Origin of the sequence: Mucilaginibacter sp. CAU 1740, from assembly GCF_039839285.1 — a bacterium.
Lineage (GTDB): Bacteria > Bacteroidota > Bacteroidia > Sphingobacteriales > Sphingobacteriaceae > Mucilaginibacter.
Window position 1 is genome coordinate 276,994 of record NZ_JBDOQS010000007.1, and the last position, 16,993, is coordinate 293,986.

The window sequence follows — 16,993 nt, forward strand, 5'->3', positions numbered from 1 at the left end:
ATCCGGCATGAAAAAAACACTACTTCTGCATTTAAAAAGATTTTTGGTCATCCTGACCTGCGGGCTTTTAGGCCAAACTTATTGTATAGCCCAGGGAATAAATACAGGTAAACCTTTAGCCGCAAGTTACGATAGTGTTATTGTCACTACGCCGCCAGTAAGTTATGGCTTCGATCCTTTTTATAAAAAATATGCTGATGCTTTCGGTATCCCGATCATCTCGTCCGAGCATGTATCCAACGATGCCCTATTAATAGCCCGTGACATTATCAATTACATGTTGCTTAAACGACCTGACATCCGTGCCGGTATGATCAAGCTCGGCGCAAGATTATCCATTATTGGGAAATCGGAAATGCAAACCGATCTGCCCGAATGCCGCGACTGGAAAAAGCCGACTTATGATGATGGCAGGCTTACCCCCGGCGAGCGCGAAACCTACTATAAACCCGGCGGCATAGCCAGCATGACAGATCGTGGCTATTGGGATCAGCGCGCCAGGGGAATGGGCGGTATCCAAACCTCCTGCGCCGAAGAGAATTTATTAGGCTATCCGGGCACACGCTATTTTGGCGAAAATATTATGGTTCATGAGTTTAGCCACAATATTATGGCGGTACTGGAAATTATTGATCCGCAAATGATCAAACAAGTTAACGCCGCTTATGAGAACGCGAAAAAGAAGGGGTTGTATAAAGGTCAATATGCCATCAATACAGTAGCCGAATACTGGGCAGAAGGTACCCAGTGGTGGTTTTGGTCGAATATGGAATTTTACGACGGAAGCGTTCGCGTCCAGTCTCCTGACGATCTGAAAACTTACGATCCGGTTTTATACAGCATTCTTGATAAGATTTATCCAGGCCACCACATTCCCTGCGATGTTTATTATGGCCGGAATATAAACAACCGTACGTATAAGAAATAGCTAATCTCAGTGTTCGATTGTCGAACACTGAGATTGTTATATAAATCAGAAGCTCACACTGTCAACGATTCTATTATCTGATTAAGAAAATCTTATTGTTCAAGGTTTAAATACCGGGGGCCGCTTCATTAATCTAACAACGTCCATGTACGTTTGGCTTGCACGGCTTGTACAATCTGCTGTTCGGCAACCACAATATTTTCCTTGCGCTGGCCAACGTATTCAAGGGTGCTAAGCTTGTTCCACAGGGCGATGATCACACGTAGAAACTCATCAACCACCTGCATAGATGAGCGGATGTCATGATGATTGTACACCACTTCTATCAGCCGGGCCAACAGCTCTTCAAAGTTGCCGGGGGTAACATCCTTCCATTCGTAAAAATATTTAAGCAGTTCTTCACGCTCTGCACCGGCAATGCTTTTTATCGAACTGAAAAATATATGCGCCATTTCAGAAAAGTAGCCCACCAGCACCAGCGGCGATTGTTGGAAAGCGATATTGCGGTACGAAAAGTAAATGCGGGCAATATAATCCAGCATTTTATCGCAAAGCATTTTAACATTGCGGCCTATCGGCGATATGGTATCTTTTGAGGTGATCTTATCAATAATGCGAAATGACAAAAGCTGAAACTCGTTCAGCATATTACTGAAGGCTTCGTAATACCTGATCAAATCACGGTGACTCAAAATGGCTGTGCAAGGCGGAATGTAATCGCCTTGCAGCTGCATGCCCGATGCGCTTCGGGTTAGCTTGCCAATTTCCAGGTAATGGTTATTACGGAAACTGATCTGGCTGGCGGGCAATACCGCTATGCTGTACTGGCTGTCAACCTCGGGGTATCTAAGAGGTGTTTCCTCGGCGTCCGGTTTGCCTGTAGCCACACGTTCGTGCGGGTTAACGGTGAGGATAATGTAGTAATTTTCAACCGCGTCGCTTAGTTGTTCCTGGCTAAAATAATGGTTGAAAACAAGCTCTTCGCCCATATTGCCTGTAGATAGGTTAATGCGATAACCTTCGGCGGTAATGGCGTTGCATTGTTTTATTTTAACCTGCACATGGTTAGATGCCCGCTCGGTGATCTGGATCTCGAGCGATGTACTTTCCCCATTAAACGGCGGCAGCAAGCCAAAATTGTTATTATTTAGGGTGATGGAATTGCTGTCCCTCACCAGGTCGTGTACAAAATTGTCGGTTTTTACAAAGTGGTCACTCGAGATCTTCATCCCGTCAACCCAGTTAACCGAGCGGTGTTTTATTGGCAAAAACATAGGTTATAATTTATAGGTAAACAGCATCATCGCCGGTACGTTCAGGAGCGTTCACAACTTCCGATACGCGTTTGGCAAAAATGGTATAGGTTTCGGTAATATGGTTTTGTTCGATATCCAGCTCCGGATCGATAAAATTGCGTCGTTTAAAAAAAGAGGGCTTCATGTAAAAGATCCAACGGTAACTGCCGCCACCATCCTGCAGGTATTCGATAGGCGAATCGGGGAATTTGAGGTTATAATCATCAATAAATTTCTGAAACCACAGCCCAAAGTTCATGTTGCGGGGCGCTTTCGCCTTTACCTTTAAAGGTTCAACATCATCGGTGTTTTTATACAGGTTTACCTCAAGTACCAGCAGGCGGTTAAAATCAAGGTGCTCCATGCTAATATCGGCCGGGTAAACAGGATATTGCCAAACCTTGTAAATCTCTAACGGGATACTCAGGAAGGCGATATACGTCCACCAGAAAATCAGAGGCAGTAAAAATACCAGCACCGAGGTTGATGCCCAGATGCCGTATTTAAGATTGTTAAGCCAATCGAACCCAAGCTTAAATAAAAAGATCCCCAACAAGCATGATATGAGGCAGCAGATAAAAAAGAAGATCTTTTTTCCAAGCAGTTCGGTTTCGTAATGCCTGCCTGCCAGCCATACAAACAGGATCCCTGCGCTTACATAATAGATTTGGCAGATAATGTAGCCCCAGGGCATAAATTGCAGATCTAAAAAGCCCAGCAAGCCCGGTATGCCCAATACAATGCCGGTTAGCAAAATGATAACAATGAGCTTTTTGTTGTTTAGTACCTGGTTCTTTTTGTTGATGATACTCATAACCGCTGTAGCGGCCACAAAAATGATGGGGAACAGCAAATAACGGATAAAAAAGGATTTAACGTCCATAATAAGTTGTAGGTCTGTAAAGCAAAAAAAGTTCGCAATAATTAAATCTGAACTTTGTTTAATCAATTACCGAAAATTTGCGTTATTGTTTTAACGAAGTACACAAAAAGCATAAAATGACCGTTACAAAAACTAACCGGATAGATACTGATTTTAAAGCCGTAACCCTTGCCGCCGAAATTATTGAACAGGGAGATACCCCTGCCGATAGGGTGATCATTTTACCTGCCGGTCCGCAGCAACGCGCCTATGCTAAGGAGATAGCCGATATAAGTACCTACCAGTCGATGTACCGTAACCGCGAGATGCTGGCCATCAGCATTAACCGCGAGGGTTTGTATGATATGCTACCCGAAGGCCTGTTCCATCAGCCGCCCGCCTCGAGCATTATGCTTACCGAGGAGGATATGATCAAAGACATCGCCATGCGCCGCGATGAGGAAAAACAGGCCCGTGCTTTTTTCGCCCCTTTTGAGGCCGAGCTTTACCACATCCGTACCCTTGTTGAACTTTATGAAAGCCGCCTTGATAAAAAAAGTGAATACGACGACCTGGTAAATATTTTTTTAAAGGAATGGGAGGAGTTTAAATGTTTCACCAACCCGCAAATGGTGATACTGATGTATGTTTTGCCGGTGATACATGAACAGCGCAATAATCTGCCCTTTATCAGCAATGTGCTGAGTATTATGTTCAACACGGATATCGGCCTTAATTACCAGCTAAACATTAATAAAGAAATGGCCGCGGCATCAAAGCAGTTTGAAAGCCGCCTGGGTGGTTGCCAATTAGGCGTAAATTTTATTGCCGGAACAGTTGATGAAATGGAGGAAGAACTGGTGATTACCATAGGCCCCCTAAGCGCTGCCGAAATGCTGGAATTTTTACCCGGCACCCGCTCGGCGCAGGCTATGGAGGTAATACTATCATACTTTATCCCCCTGCAAACATCAACCAATACCAAATTTGTAGTACAGCCCGATTTTCAGAAAATGGTACTTGGCCCAGGCCAGGAAAATGCCTGCCTGGGTTTCACAACTTACCTGGGCAACTAACTAACGAATAAACAACCTGTAATTGGAGTTGATCACGCTCCGGCTTACCAGTTTTGATTGCAGCAGGGTAAGCAGCGTTTCCCATTCTACTGCGGAAAGCCTGAGGTTTTCATCGGGTTTTAGGTAGATGTCTATTGTCTTTTTAAAACCTTCTTTGGGGTTGGGCGATACCATGATGCCTTTATCAATTTTTACATCGGTAATTTTATTGCCCAGCTCGTAGTAGCAAAAACTAACCAGATCGGCATGGGTGACAATCCTGTCTTTAGTGGTAAGGCCGTATTTGTAAGCCTGCACACGCTCAGTAGCGCCGAGGCTATCTCTGCCGCCAACGGTACCCGTCATGAGGCGGATGCTATCGGCCTTTAGTTTCATCATTTCAAACTGTTGTAGTTTGGTGCCGCGCCTGATGTGGTTTGCACCATCGGCAAGGGTTGTCCAGTATTGCAGGTATAGCATATTGGCTTTGTTGCCGGGCTTTACTATCAGGTAGTTGAACATCTCGTGACCATCTTCGGCATGGCGCGATTTTTTTTCGATGAGGGCCAGGTTTTGCTCTAATGTTTTTAATATCCCGTTTAAAAAATCGCTGCCGTAGCTGGCAAAGGCGGCTTTCTCATCGCGCAGCAACTCAAACAAATACTCTATCAATTGTTGCGCGTTACGCGAATCAAACCGCTCGGCACCGCCGTTGCGGATGGAGTAGCTGCCCTCATAACTTTGGTTGGCCTGTGTATAGGGGATCTCGCTGTAGTGCACATTTTTATCGTCATACAACTCCTTAACCGATAAAAAATGATCATTGCTGGCCGGTTTAATAGGGATGATGTTATTCACCTCGCGCAGGCGGTATTTTTGATCATGTCGGCGGCGGTTAAGTACCGGAAAACAGTTAACCGATACCTGCAATTCATCAATAATATTGGGCGATATGGCAGCCGGAAAAGTGATTTTGATCCATATACATGATTTTAGCTTGTTCAACTCGGCAGGATTGAATACATCGGCAAAAGCTGGTGGAAAGTTCTGTTTTTGATCGCCGATATTGCTGAGGGTGTTATCGATAAGGGATATAAAACGGTTGTTATAATAATCCTTGATATCGCGGGTAATGAGGTTAATTACATTCTGCTCGTAAAAAACGGGGCGATTGGTGGCGTTAAGGTCTTCGGCGTAAACAATGCCCGGTTGCAGTTCCAGTTCGGTATCGTTCAAGTAACATTTAACTACCGAGAGCAGCTTATAAAACTCATCGTTAGCAGAGTAATCGGGCCACTCAAAAAATAGCGACAGGTTTTGAAGGTTCTGCAAATTAGGCGCGCATTCAATCCCCAGCCATAAGGCGTTGCTGTCGGTATTGATATCGGATGGCGCGGTTATTACGGTATGCTTATGTTGGTTTTCGTCGTAAGCGTACAGGTGCCTGCCGTTGGCCGAATAACGGATAGTGGCGTTAAAAAGATCAACCTCTCCAATGGGCGAAAAAAATACATCAAGCTGATCATCCTTGTTGGCCTTGCTGGCTTCCTTAACCGATGCCCGGCGGTGAAAAAAGTGGGCGTCGGTATTGAGCCTTTCGCGGGCTTCAATGGGTTGGGCTTTTAAAACGGCATGCGCGGGTAGGGCCGAGGTTAAGTAATCGGACGCCAGGATGCGCGAGATCTTACTCAGGATCCTGTTCTCCAGGTTTTTTACATCGTTCGATACATTGAACAACTCGGTGCTTAAAGCTTCTATCAAAAGCTTCACCATCGGGTCGATATCATTGATGTTGGCAGTGCCCCAGTAATCGGTAGCATTGCGCAGCATGCGGGTGCGGATCTCTTCTTTGGTATTAAAAAAAATGGTACTCATTTAGCTTAGGCAGATAATGGACTGAGGAATAACGATATGTTAAACGAATAGTTTTCGCCGGTTTGCTGCATTTTTCCTTTAACTATGATCTCTACTTTCTTTTTTATCTCGCTAACGTTACGTAAAGGATAAAATTTGTTCACCTCTTTAATGTGCACTTCAACCTGCACATTGTAAATGCGCTGCTCGTACCGAGTAATAGACCGGAGTAATGATTGGCGCAGCTTTTCTTCCCAGGTGCTCTCACTAATAATGAGTTCAAAATCCAGATCCCAGATCTCGCAGCCAAAATCAGGCATAAAGCGGTGCTCGCCGTAGCGGGTAAAAATTATCAGCTCGAGGTATTGCGATATAGAAGCACCAATATCTTGTTTTTCAAGGTCGTGCCCCTGAAAAACGTTACTTAAACGGAACGGCTTTTTGTAAAGAGGGATAGGCATGTTTATTCAGATTATGTAACTATCAGTTTAAATTTTCACTACTTGTAAACAAATCTTTTCTTAAATAGTTGTATTCCCGTCGTGCAGGTTGAAAATATTTATTCCTGCGGCTGATTGGGAATTGTTCCGTGCCTGATATTCAGGGGTTTTAGGCAGGATGTGCGGAGGGTTTTTAAAAGCAGATACTTAAACCATTAATGATAGATACAAATCAATGAAACCCGTTAATACCAGCGATCTACGGAGAGCTTATGTAACCTTTATTTTATACTTTATCACACTTTTAGCCTTCAGTGTAATAGTTGTTTTTTTATTTTTTGTTACCTCAAACCAGGAGGTAGCCATCCTTAACCAAAAAGTAAAAGAGTCGGATAAATTGATCACACTCCGTACCGATATCAACAACAATTTCGATATCATTTTGCAGCGCATGCAGCAGCTATCGCAATACACCAAAATGAACCCCGAAGAGTTGAATAATCAAAGTATCCTGTTAAATGATATCCAGGAAAGCAACCAAAAAATACAGGCCGAACTGCAACAAAACCCAATACACTTAAAAAGCTTTGAACTGTATAAAAAGCTGAGTGATAATATATCAACCGCTGCTACTATAAAAGATTCATTGTTTACCACCCGCTTCCAGATCGAAAGCCTCCGTTCGCAGCTGGAATCATGTAATAAAACCAATTCAACCGCTGTAAGTAAAATTAACGGTCGCTTTCCGCGATAAAAATTATGATGAAGTTTAGCCTGAAAGAGAAACGGGAAAAGTTTCTGTTTTTCTTAGCCTTGTTTGTTTTTGCTGCCGGTGTGTTGTGTACAGCTATGTTTTACAACTATAGCGACAATATGCAGATCTCGAAAGGTGATTTCTCAAAACGCCTGAACGAGGAAGAACGCTTTGAAGCTACTGTTGAGGAAGCTACGCCCACCATTGATACCACCTACGCCCGCATTGTAAAATTTAATCCCAACGTGCAGGCGTTGTTTTTAGAAAACGATATCAAAAACGCCATTACCGCCGTGCGGGCCTATTACAATAGTCGCCCTTACGATAGCCGTTATAAATGTTTTGTGTACGCCTCAAAAATACACGAAAACCTTTTTTACGATAAGCACGAACTGCGGGGCAACTATAACGATATGAGCCGCCTTAACAAACTGCTGGATGATTGCAGACTATCAACCAGGCAATTGCAGCAAAGCATAGGCGCGGCGGCAGCTGCACAGCAACGCCATTAATAATAAAACAATAACTAATACATAAAATAAACCTAAAACCAATGCAAGACGATTTTAATAGTGGCCGACCAGTAAGTACCAACCGGCAGAACTACATCTTTTTGTACATTATAGTAACCATTCTGCTTTTGGCTGGCCTTATTTTTTTATTCAAAAGCTCGTTGTTTGATAAGCGCACTGTTAATGCCCGCATATTAAAAGACGAGATCTTTTTAAATGATGCCCTTGTTTATTCCGACAATACATCCGGCGCTGAAAAATGGCTCTGGGAGTTTGGCAACGGTGATACCTCAACGCATCAAAACGGCAGCTATCATTTTAAAAAATCCGGCGCTTACATAGTTCGGCTCACGGTAGATGGCAAGCTGCAACAGCAATTTCCGGTTGATGTAAAGGAAAACGTAGCCCAGGTATTTCAGGATACTTTGCTTACCATTAACGGCCCAACCCAGGGTATTGTTAACGAAGAGGTGAGGCTGGAAGCACAGGGCAATGCCCGCATTTACGAATGGTCTTTCGGTGAAACCGGCCGTGTAGATGTTAAAGGGCCTACAGCTTTATACACCTACCATAATCCCGGCACTTACCTGGTAAAATTGCATGCCAATAATAACAGCCGCCCGGTATATCATAAAATACGCATTACCAATCCAGATTCATCCATAGATGCTATAGTAGCGCCCGGCGAAGGTGAACAAAAAGCCATTGATGATATCCGCGCGCACCTGCAGGCCATTGCCAACGGCGGCGATTTTAACCGCCATTACTATTATTTGGTAAGAAGGTATTTCTGCGGAGATGAAAAGGTTACAGTTAACATCGAATCCGCGGGGGATAACAAGCAAACTGATTTTTACTCCTACTGCATGCGCCTCACTTTTGGCGGCGGAGTAAGTATTGATGAAGCCCAGGTTACACTGAAACCCAAATCAACCTGCTCAAGCCTGCTTACCGTTAAGCAACACGCCTCAACATCATCAGGCGCAAAAAAACATTCAAGAAGATAATTAGCCTACACTACACCATGAAAAATATAATAACCGTTTTAGCCTTGTTGATAGCATTGGGAGCCAATGCTCAATCGCCGGTATCATTAGGTAAAAAAGTATCTACCATGCCGGCAGCGTTCCAAAAACCTACCGCCCAAACTAATGTATATGACGATAGTAAATCGACATCAATACCCTGGATAGTTTTTTCCGATCGCGACGAAAACTATACCTACACAGCCCCCGGCGGTTCGCTGGTGATGAAAAAGCTCAAATTTATGGAGCCTTTTTATGTAAGCGAAACACGTAACGGCTTTATCAAACTCATTAAATATGAACCGGGCAGCGTACAAGGCCGCAAACTTACCAACAAAAGAGCCGCGCAAAGCTACGGCTGGATCAGCCGCGATAAAGTGCTGCTTTGGCAATCGGCCTATGTAAACCCGCAAAGTGGCTATCCTGAAAAAGCCCTTACCATAGTATCGGGCAAAGGTCCGCTGGTTACACCGGATGCTTACTTTGATAAAACGGACTCGCTATATATCTATACATCGCCCGAGATGGAACACAAAAAAGGCAAGCTGGCTTTGCACCAATTGCTGTACGTGTATAAAAAATCGCCCGATGGTAAAACCGTTTTGGTTGGTTCGGATGGGCAACTGGTGACCGATAGCGCGGCAAGAAGCGTGTACGGTTGGGTACCTGCCGAAGCCGTACACAGTTGGGGCGATCGCCTGTATATAGGCACCGTGAACAATAAAAATTATGATGCCGATGATTCTGTAGCCGCGGTAATTAACCAATCGCTGCACTACAACGGTACCGGAACTTTACGTTTCGCGCTCGATCCTTTTTCTGATTATGACCAGCCTTTATTACGCAGCATGCCGGTTACCGTTTCCCGCGCTACCAGCAATATTATGCAGGTGGGCGTAGCTACCGATGTTTACGACAGAACGCAAAACAGCATCCTCAATATAAAAGGCGGACAGTTAAGTTATACTGATTACCTGGCCATCCGTAAAAACATCCACAAGATCAACGTTGTATTTGTAGTTGACGGAGGAAGTTCGATGCGCAGCTATTTTTCGGGCCTGATCAATACCATCCAATCGTTCGAAAACGTGTTTAACCTGTATGATAATGGCAACCGCTTAAACTACGGAGCGGTGGTATATCGCAGCAGAAGTAACTGTAACGCGGGGGGAGTTGCACAACAACCTTTCGATGCCGATTACCGCAGGATGATAGGCTTTTTTAATCAACAGGCCTCAATTACTAATGATTGTAGCCGTGCTGCCGCGAGCCAGCCTGTATTTGAAGGGATCCGCTCGGCCCTCGGCATGTTTAAAAATCACCGCAACGAAACCAATTTGGTTGTATTGATAGGCAGCACCGGTAACCCAACCTCTGGCGAAGTTCCGGAACTATCGCAACAAATTGCCGCTGCCGACGCACGCGTTCTGGCCATCCAGGTTTTCAGCGATTATAATTCCATTTATAACGATTTCGTGATCCAGTCGCGCAAGCTGGTTTCAGAATCTGCCGCCTTGCTGGCCGAAAATAAAAAGAAACGCCTGGTAGTGGGCGAGGGCCTGGCTAACACCCAGCAGTTCAATATTTCCCTTTCCGATTCTGTTTCTTTTTACCTCGATTACCCTAAAAACAGTTTGATCCAGGGCGCGGTGATCTTCCCGCCAAAAGGTATTGTAAAATCAAACAAAGCGATGGAGATAGGCTTGAAACGCCTGATGTTTGAAACCCAGACTGACATTAAAACGCAGGTTCGATCATTAGATAGCGTGTTCCGCCTTACCGGCCGCGAGCACCGTTATGTTACCCCGGTGGTGATGTCGCAGTTTGAAGCACCTGTGCCCGAAACTTTGGGCAATGATCTGCCGCATAATGCATTCAAATATTATTTAACTGCGGATGTTCCTACAACGCTGGTATCAGAGCACCCAACCCAACTTCAATATTTCATCATTCTTAGCCAGGCCGAGTACAAGCAATTATCAGATATATTATCGCTGATGATAGGCGAAAACCTGCAACAGGATAATGGCAGCTACCGCGGCAAGCTGGTTAAAAACTACGTGAATATTGTACGTAAATATCTTGGCGATGACGATATCTCCTCGTCAACCATAAAGGATATGTCGCTTAGCGATTACATCCGTAAAGCTACCGGACTTATTGTACCGCCTGCCAAACCGCTTGGAAAGTATAGGGTGAGCGATCTGGATGATTCGGGCAACATGCCGCAGGCGCAGTTTGAGGCTTATATCAACTACCTCATTAAATGCCGCAATACCATTAAGCAACGCGCAATGGTGCAGCAGCATTTTACATCAAACGGTAAAGTATATTATTATGTAACCCAGGCAAACTGGAACAACTAACACATCAATATATGAGTGTAATTAATTTAAGCGAGGCAGTAAAAACGGCAGTAAGGGTTGCCCAGTCTTTAGCTAAAGAGTACCATCATAAAGAGTTTGGCCCGGCGCATTTACTTAAAGGTTTGATGCACCAGGAGGTAGGTTTACGCGGCTTTTTAACCGCCATTGGCAAAGATGCCGCTTACATTGCTGACTGGGCCGAGGTACGCATGGAAGAATACCCTCAATCCATCAATATCCCTGATGAAATGTTGGGCAACGATGCTATAAAGGTGGTTTTTGACGAGGCCGATACTATCCGTGTAAAATTGGGTTTGGATGTAATTAACCCGGTTTGTATACTGGTGGCTTTAACAAAGCCTAATGTTGGTTTTGATGCAGGGCAGCTCAAATCATTCCCGATAAAGGAAAAAGAATTGCTGGATGTTTACCTGAAAGATGAAGGTGTGCAGCATGCCATAGCCCCGGCAGCTTCGGGCCAACCGGATGGCGGTACCAATAATGGCGCGCTGTTTAAATATTGTGTTGACCGTACCGATCTGGCCCGGCAAGGTAAGATAGATCCGATCATCGGGCGTGATAAGGAAACACGGATGATCATGGAGATATTGAGCCGCCGTACCAAGCCCAACGTAATCATTACCGGCGATGCGGGTGTGGGTAAAACTGCATTGGTTGATGGCTTTGCTTTGGATATTGTAGATAACCGCGTACCCCAATCCTTACAAAATGTGAGTTTGTTTGAGTTGGATTTAGGTTCGTTGATAGCCGGTGCATCATACAAAGGCGAGATCGAAGACAGGCTCAAAAATATCCTTCGCGAAATTAAACAGTACGATAAAGCCATTCTGTTTATTGATGAGATCCACACTTTGTTGGATAGCAAAGGGCCTATCGGAGGCGGTGTTGGCAACCTGCTAAAACCCGAGCTGGCCCGCGGCGAGATAACGGTAATAGGCGCTACCACTATTGATGAATACCGCAAGGTGATTGAGCCCGAACAGGCATTTAGCCGCAGGTTTGAAGTATTGCAGGTAAATGAGCCTGATATTGATACGGCCATCAAAATGCTCGAAAAACTGGTGCCTTATTATGAGGAGCACCATGGCCTAAAAATAAGCAATGACGCGGTGCAGGATTGTGTACGTTTAGCCAAACGTTACCTGAAAGACCGCCGCCTGCCCGATTCCGCTTTCGATTTGATGGATCGCACCATGGCCGCCATCCGGCTCATGAATGATACCACCGATATGACGCTGGCCGAATTGCAGGAAAAGTTTACAGAATTGAAAGATGCTGATGAAGTTGATGTAGCCGATTATAAATGGTTGTACAACCTGATGCAAAATAAAACCAGCCCAGTATTATTAGGTAAACTGGAAGATGAAACGCAGGTAAGTACTTTTGAAACCGCCGATGAGTACATAGAATACTTAAACCGCACTTTAAAACAACTGGAAATACTGGCCGAAGATAAAACCAGCGAAGTTGATAAGCAGGACATCGCCGCCATTATCTCTTACAAAACCGGTATCCCATTAGGAAAGATCCAGGCGCAGGAAAAAGAACGCCTGTTAAACATGGAAAGCTTTTTGAAAAAGCGGGTAGTAGGGCAGGATCAGGCACTGAAAGCCGTTGCCGATGCTATACTCGAATCACGGAGCGGGTTGAATAAAAAAGGGCAGCCAATAGGTTCGTTCTTTTTATTGGGGCCAACCGGTACCGGAAAAACGGAGCTGGCCAAATCCATTGCCGATTTTTTATTTAACGATGAAAAAGCCATGATCCGCTTTGATATGTCGGAGTTTAAAGAGGAACATTCAGCGGCCTTGCTGTATGGTGCACCTCCGGGATATGTGGGTTATGAGGAAGGTGGTTTGCTGGTCAATAAGATCAGGCAGCAGCCCTATTCGGTTTTGCTGTTTGATGAGATCGAGAAGGCGCACCCATCGGTATTTGATATTTTCCTGCAGATCATGGACGAAGGCCACCTGCATGATAGGTTGGGCAAAGAGGGCGATTTCTCCAACTCGCTGGTGCTATTCACCTCAAACATAGGCAGCGAATGGCTTGCCGATCAGCTGGCACAAGGCAACCTGCCAACCTCCAACCAATTAATGGAGGTAATGGCCAGGCATTTCAGGCCCGAGTTTTTGGCGAGGCTCTCAGAGATAGTACCATTTAAACCGATCTCCGAAGAAAGTGTGGTAAACATATTCAACATCCAGTTAAAAGGACTTACCGGTCAGCTGGATAAAATGGGGATCGGTTTCGATATTACTGACGAGGCGAGGAGCATGCTGGCATTGGGCGGCTTTACACCTAAATACGGTGCAAGGCAGCTATCGGGTGTTATCCGTAACCAGTTAAGGCGACCGATATCGCGCTACATCATTTCGGGCGAATTGAAGAAGGGACAAACCGTTAGCATCTCGAAAGCAGATGGAGTTAATGAACTTTCATGGACGATTAATTAATTGCCAAATGGTTAACAAATATTGTTTTATAAAACAATATTAATACAAATGAGTTATAAACTAAATACTTAAGCAACTACACTTATCCTATACACTTATGTTTAATTACGAAATAGGAGGAAACGAGCGCAAAGTCGACGCCTCAGAAGCTTTTGGTGAGATCTCGCCAAATAAAACCTTGTTTATTCAGAAACTTACAGATCATGAGCCGTTACGTCCGGAAAAGGTTGAAGGGCTGAAAACTGTTGAGGATGTATTTGAGCATTACAAACCAAACGTAAACGTATCTCTCGACAGGCAGGATGGTTCTGTAGTGAACGAAAACCTGAAGTTTCAAAACCTTTCTGATTTCAGCGTTAAAAAACTGGTACAGCAAAGCGATTATCTGCGCAAGCTGAATATTGAGCGCGAAATGTATATGAATATCATTAAGCAGCTTAAAACTAACAAAACGCTTAAAACCACTCTCGACAACGAAGAAACCCGCGGCGCTTTCATTAACGCGCTTAAAAACTTTGTTAAAGAACTTGAACAATAATTTTTAATAAGATACTAACCTTAATCAGTTAATTTTTAAAGCGATATGGCAACACCAAATGAGCAAGCGCTGCAAGAAACCGAATTGGCTGCCGGTTTTAAACCTGCCGAAAGAACTGCCGAACCTGATCTGACCCTAAACCAAAGCCTCGATAAGCTATCGCGCGTTGGCGGGTTCGATCTGTTGGAAACTACTATAGATGGTTTACAAAACCTTAACCCCGAACGTAAAGCCCGTAAACAGATATTTTTAACCGATGATGAGAAAAAGCTTGAACGCGATGAGTTAAAGCAAAAGCTTAACCTGTGGATAGCCGCTCTGGAAAAAGGTGCATCGGTAGGGGATATGGTTGATAAAAGCACCGAACAACTGCAACAGGCCGAAGAAAGCCTGAACAACAATATTCACACCGTATTGGAAAGTACCCGCGAGTTGGAGCAGGCTTACCGCTCACTTAACCTGTTTTATAAAAACACCGAAACAGATAAAGTAAAAAACGTGGTGATCATGAATGCAGGTCTGGATCAGTTAAAAGAGCTGGATAACCCGCGCTTTATAGACTACGTGAGCAATGAGCTGAAACAAAATTATGACCGCCTGGATCTTCGCCAAAACTACTCTATACTGGTAGTTCCGGGATATCTTGGTTCAAACAAGGTGGTTGAAAAATGGTCGAAACTGGCGTTTGAAAACAAGGTAATGCTGGTTACCGATTTCGCCGATCTTGATCAGCCTGATGACGTGGTTGACTTGTTTACCTCAGCTAATTTAACCGGCGGCGAAGCATTTAAATCAAACACCATCATGACTTGTAACTGGATGGTAGGACGCGGTAAAGTTGCCGAAGTTGGTGAAGAGGATGATCTTTTCGTACCCGGCTCGGCAGCATTGGCAGGTAAAATGTATTACACGCTGATGTCGCAGGTTACGGCCGGTAAAAAACACGGCGCTGTAAACGAGGTTGACGGTGTACGCTTCGACCTGAAAAAAAGCGAGATCTCGCACCTGGAACGCATAGGCCTGGTGCCAATGGTAAACGAGTATGGCAAGGTAATGGCATTTTCGGCCAAAACATTGTTTAATGGCGACAATATCGGGTTGCAAACCTACTCGGTTGTGCGTGTATTCGATTACATTACCAAAGTACTGTTCGACTTTTTGAACCGCCGCGCCTTTGAAAACTGGAACTCCAAAACAGAGCAGGATCTGCGCTCGCAGATAGTGAAGTTTCTGGACAGCATACAAGGGCCCGAGCGTTTGATAGAACGATTCAAGATCATCCGTTTTGAGCGCGACGAGGTACAGAAGGACCGCATCCACTTGGATATTCACATTACCCCATATTTTCCGGCTAAAAGCTTTGTTGTGAAACTTGATGGCCACAAAGGTGATGATGAAAGCGCTACATGGAATACGGAATATAAGCAGCAATAGTTTAGTTATTCACTGCATGTTATTAAGTTAAGGAAATCCATCCCCCAGAGGGGGAACAGCTTTGTAGAAAGAAAATCAATCTGATTGGCCGTGCCAGAGGTACGGAACATCGGCGTTGTGTACCTCTGGCACACCAAAGGTTCAATATTTTTATTTCTACAAAGCTTTTGCACCTCTGGTGCAGTCAGGTAAATTTCTTAACTTAATGACATTGTTTATCCGATGGTTTCTGAACCTGGAATGCGTTTACGAGGCTGTAATTAGCTTATCTTTTTAATTTAATGTTAGCTTAAGTTTAACACAATCGGGCATTTTTATAAATATCTGCTTACTTTTACGTTGGTAAATGAAGCAGGTACTCCTAATAAATGCAGACATTGATAAAAGTGCCAACACGCGTGCACTTATTGACGCCTACAGGGATGGCGCTGTAAAAGCGCAGGCCATTATTAAGGAAATTGCCATTGCCGATTTGAAATTCAATCCCAACAAACAACTTCCCGGTCGCCCGGTTGAATTGGAGCCTGATCTGTTGGATGCTGTTGAAAAAATTAAATGGGCAGGCCATATCGTGGTATTTTGCCCGGTTTACAAAGACTCTATCAATTTTAAGATCAAAGGATTTTTCGACCGCATCTTTCTGCCCGATCAGGTTTTCATCATCCACCAACCAAAATTCAGTAATGATTTTGCCGGAAAATCGGCACGGATCGTATCCATACTCGATGAAGCCGCCTGGGCCGACTGGCAAACCGATCAGCGTACTACTTACCTGGCAATTAAGCGTACCGTGCTCGAAAAATGCCATATCAAACCGGTGCATACCAGCACCATAGGTCATTTCTACTCTCCCGAAAATGACTACGCCCAAAAGTGGGTAAAAAAACTTTTCTCGTTCGGTATCAAGCTGATATAAAATAATTATAGATTAATTTATATTTCGTCAAACAATAAAACATATCTATTTGTAGTTAATACTACATGAAACCGATGGTCGGTTTTGTGATTTATTAATATTAACCTTAAAATTTTATCGTTATGGCTTTCAAAGCAAGATTAAATTTTTCGGGCAAAGAGTACGATGTGCTTAATTGCTCGTATGCCCTAAACCGTGATGTAGACTCAAAAGGACGCCCGTCTTCAGGAGTTTATGGAGGAACGATCGACATCGAAGTAGAATCAACCGAAGATACCTCTGTGGTTGAAGCGATGGTAAACAATCAGTACAAACCAATAGCAGGTTCCCTGCTGGTAAAAAAATCAGAAGAAGACGCGAAAATGAAAGAGCTAACCTTTGAGGATGGCTACATTGTGAAGTTTTCGGAAGGTTTGAGCATTCTTGGCGAAACCCCAATGTCGTACAAGTTCACTATCTCGGCACGCAAACTGCGCCTTGGTAATGCCGAACACGTTAACGACTGGCCAGGCCGTAACTAATTAAAACAGGGAGAGC

The 16,993-nt window shown here is 44.2% G+C and carries 15 protein-coding genes; 11 read left to right on the forward strand and 4 right to left on the reverse strand.

The window, feature by feature from the left end:
* Positions 1-7 precede the first annotated feature (7 nt).
* Positions 8-928, forward strand: coding sequence for a glycoside hydrolase (locus AAFN85_RS17025; RefSeq protein WP_347528806.1), 921 nt, complete (start codon positions 8-10; stop codon positions 926-928).
* A gap of 128 nt (positions 929-1,056) precedes the next feature.
* Here the strand turns inward: AAFN85_RS17025 and AAFN85_RS17030 are convergent, their stop codons facing one another.
* Both AAFN85_RS17030 and AAFN85_RS17035 read right to left on the reverse strand, forming a co-directional pair.
* Positions 1,057-2,202, reverse strand: a complete 1,146-nt coding sequence (locus AAFN85_RS17030; RefSeq protein ID WP_347528807.1) for a hypothetical protein — start codon at positions 2,200-2,202, stop codon at positions 1,057-1,059.
* Positions 2,203-2,212: 10 nt separating this feature from the next.
* Positions 2,213-3,106 (reverse strand): TssN family type VI secretion system protein, encoded by an 894-nt coding sequence (locus AAFN85_RS17035; protein ID WP_347528808.1) that lies wholly within the window; start codon positions 3,104-3,106, stop codon positions 2,213-2,215.
* Positions 3,107-3,222: 116 nt separating this feature from the next.
* Here AAFN85_RS17035 and AAFN85_RS17040 point away from each other — a divergent pair, with 116 nt between their 5' ends.
* On the forward strand, positions 3,223-4,161 hold the full coding sequence (locus AAFN85_RS17040) for a type VI secretion system baseplate subunit TssG (RefSeq protein WP_347528809.1): 939 nt from the start codon (positions 3,223-3,225) through the stop codon (positions 4,159-4,161).
* Here the strand turns inward: AAFN85_RS17040 and AAFN85_RS17045 are convergent, their stop codons facing one another.
* Both AAFN85_RS17045 and AAFN85_RS17050 read right to left on the reverse strand, forming a co-directional pair.
* Entirely contained in the window at positions 4,162-6,015 is a 1,854-nt protein-coding gene (locus AAFN85_RS17045) for a hypothetical protein (RefSeq protein WP_347528810.1), read from the reverse strand. It abuts the gene before it with no gap.
* Positions 6,016-6,020: 5 nt separating this feature from the next.
* Positions 6,021-6,455 (reverse strand): GPW/gp25 family protein, encoded by a 435-nt coding sequence (locus AAFN85_RS17050; RefSeq protein WP_347528811.1) that lies wholly within the window; start codon positions 6,453-6,455, stop codon positions 6,021-6,023.
* Between the two features lie 214 nt (positions 6,456-6,669).
* Here AAFN85_RS17050 and tssO (AAFN85_RS17055) point away from each other — a divergent pair, with 214 nt between their 5' ends.
* The 9 genes from tssO (AAFN85_RS17055) to tssD all read left to right on the forward strand — a co-directional run bounded on the left by tssO (AAFN85_RS17055) (position 6,670) and on the right by tssD (position 16,977).
* Positions 6,670-7,188, forward strand: coding sequence for a type VI secretion system TssO (gene tssO, locus AAFN85_RS17055; protein WP_347528812.1), 519 nt, complete (start codon positions 6,670-6,672; stop codon positions 7,186-7,188).
* 5 nt (positions 7,189-7,193) lie between these two features.
* Positions 7,194-7,700, forward strand: a complete 507-nt coding sequence (gene tssO / locus AAFN85_RS17060; protein WP_347528813.1) for a type VI secretion system TssO — start codon at positions 7,194-7,196, stop codon at positions 7,698-7,700.
* Positions 7,701-7,741: 41 nt separating this feature from the next.
* Positions 7,742-8,707, forward strand: coding sequence for a PKD domain-containing protein (locus AAFN85_RS17065; protein ID WP_347528814.1), 966 nt, complete (start codon positions 7,742-7,744; stop codon positions 8,705-8,707).
* Positions 8,708-8,724: 17 nt separating this feature from the next.
* Entirely contained in the window at positions 8,725-11,091 is a 2,367-nt protein-coding gene (tssR, locus tag AAFN85_RS17070; RefSeq protein ID WP_347528815.1) for a type VI secretion system protein TssR domain-containing protein, read from the forward strand.
* Positions 11,092-11,102: 11 nt separating this feature from the next.
* On the forward strand, positions 11,103-13,568 hold the full coding sequence (locus AAFN85_RS17075; RefSeq protein ID WP_347528816.1) for an ATP-dependent Clp protease ATP-binding subunit: 2,466 nt from the start codon (positions 11,103-11,105) through the stop codon (positions 13,566-13,568).
* 97 nt (positions 13,569-13,665) lie between these two features.
* The gene (locus tag AAFN85_RS17080) at positions 13,666-14,106 is read left to right on the forward strand and encodes a type VI secretion system contractile sheath small subunit (RefSeq protein WP_347528817.1); all 441 of its coding nucleotides are present in this window, start codon (positions 13,666-13,668) and stop codon (positions 14,104-14,106) included.
* A 45-nt stretch (positions 14,107-14,151) separates the two neighbouring features.
* Positions 14,152-15,540, forward strand: coding sequence for a DUF5458 family protein (locus AAFN85_RS17085; RefSeq protein WP_347528818.1), 1,389 nt, complete (start codon positions 14,152-14,154; stop codon positions 15,538-15,540).
* A gap of 346 nt (positions 15,541-15,886) precedes the next feature.
* On the forward strand, positions 15,887-16,456 hold the full coding sequence (locus AAFN85_RS17090; protein WP_347528819.1) for an NAD(P)H-dependent oxidoreductase: 570 nt from the start codon (positions 15,887-15,889) through the stop codon (positions 16,454-16,456).
* A gap of 122 nt (positions 16,457-16,578) precedes the next feature.
* A complete protein-coding gene (gene tssD / locus AAFN85_RS17095) occupies positions 16,579-16,977 on the forward strand; it encodes a type VI secretion system tube protein TssD (RefSeq protein WP_347528820.1) in 399 nt (132 codons plus the stop codon).
* Positions 16,978-16,993 lie beyond the last annotated feature (16 nt).

Excerpts from the sequence above, each read along its gene's own strand:
- AAFN85_RS17075 (WP_347528816.1), top strand. The coding sequence starts at position 11,103 with ATGAGTGTAATTAATTTAAGCGAGGCAGTAAAAACGGCAGTAAGGGTT.
- AAFN85_RS17065 (WP_347528814.1), top strand. The coding sequence starts at position 7,742 with ATGCAAGACGATTTTAATAGTGGCCGACCAGTAAGTACCAACCGGCAG.
- AAFN85_RS17090 (WP_347528819.1), top strand. The coding sequence starts at position 15,887 with ATGAAGCAGGTACTCCTAATAAATGCAGACATTGATAAAAGTGCCAAC.
- tssO (WP_347528812.1), top strand. The coding sequence starts at position 6,670 with ATGAAACCCGTTAATACCAGCGATCTACGGAGAGCTTATGTAACCTTT.
- tssR (WP_347528815.1), top strand. The coding sequence starts at position 8,725 with ATGAAAAATATAATAACCGTTTTAGCCTTGTTGATAGCATTGGGAGCC.
- AAFN85_RS17050 (WP_347528811.1), bottom strand. The coding sequence starts at position 6,455 with ATGCCTATCCCTCTTTACAAAAAGCCGTTCCGTTTAAGTAACGTTTTT.
- AAFN85_RS17045 (WP_347528810.1), bottom strand. The coding sequence starts at position 6,015 with ATGAGTACCATTTTTTTTAATACCAAAGAAGAGATCCGCACCCGCATG.
- AAFN85_RS17025 (WP_347528806.1), top strand. The coding sequence starts at position 8 with ATGAAAAAAACACTACTTCTGCATTTAAAAAGATTTTTGGTCATCCTG.
- AAFN85_RS17035 (WP_347528808.1), bottom strand. The coding sequence starts at position 3,106 with ATGGACGTTAAATCCTTTTTTATCCGTTATTTGCTGTTCCCCATCATT.
- AAFN85_RS17080 (WP_347528817.1), top strand. The coding sequence starts at position 13,666 with ATGTTTAATTACGAAATAGGAGGAAACGAGCGCAAAGTCGACGCCTCA.
- AAFN85_RS17030 (WP_347528807.1), bottom strand. The coding sequence starts at position 2,202 with ATGTTTTTGCCAATAAAACACCGCTCGGTTAACTGGGTTGACGGGATG.
- tssO (WP_347528813.1), top strand. The coding sequence starts at position 7,194 with ATGATGAAGTTTAGCCTGAAAGAGAAACGGGAAAAGTTTCTGTTTTTC.
- AAFN85_RS17085 (WP_347528818.1), top strand. The coding sequence starts at position 14,152 with ATGGCAACACCAAATGAGCAAGCGCTGCAAGAAACCGAATTGGCTGCC.
- tssD (WP_347528820.1), top strand. The coding sequence starts at position 16,579 with ATGGCTTTCAAAGCAAGATTAAATTTTTCGGGCAAAGAGTACGATGTG.
- AAFN85_RS17040 (WP_347528809.1), top strand. The coding sequence starts at position 3,223 with ATGACCGTTACAAAAACTAACCGGATAGATACTGATTTTAAAGCCGTA.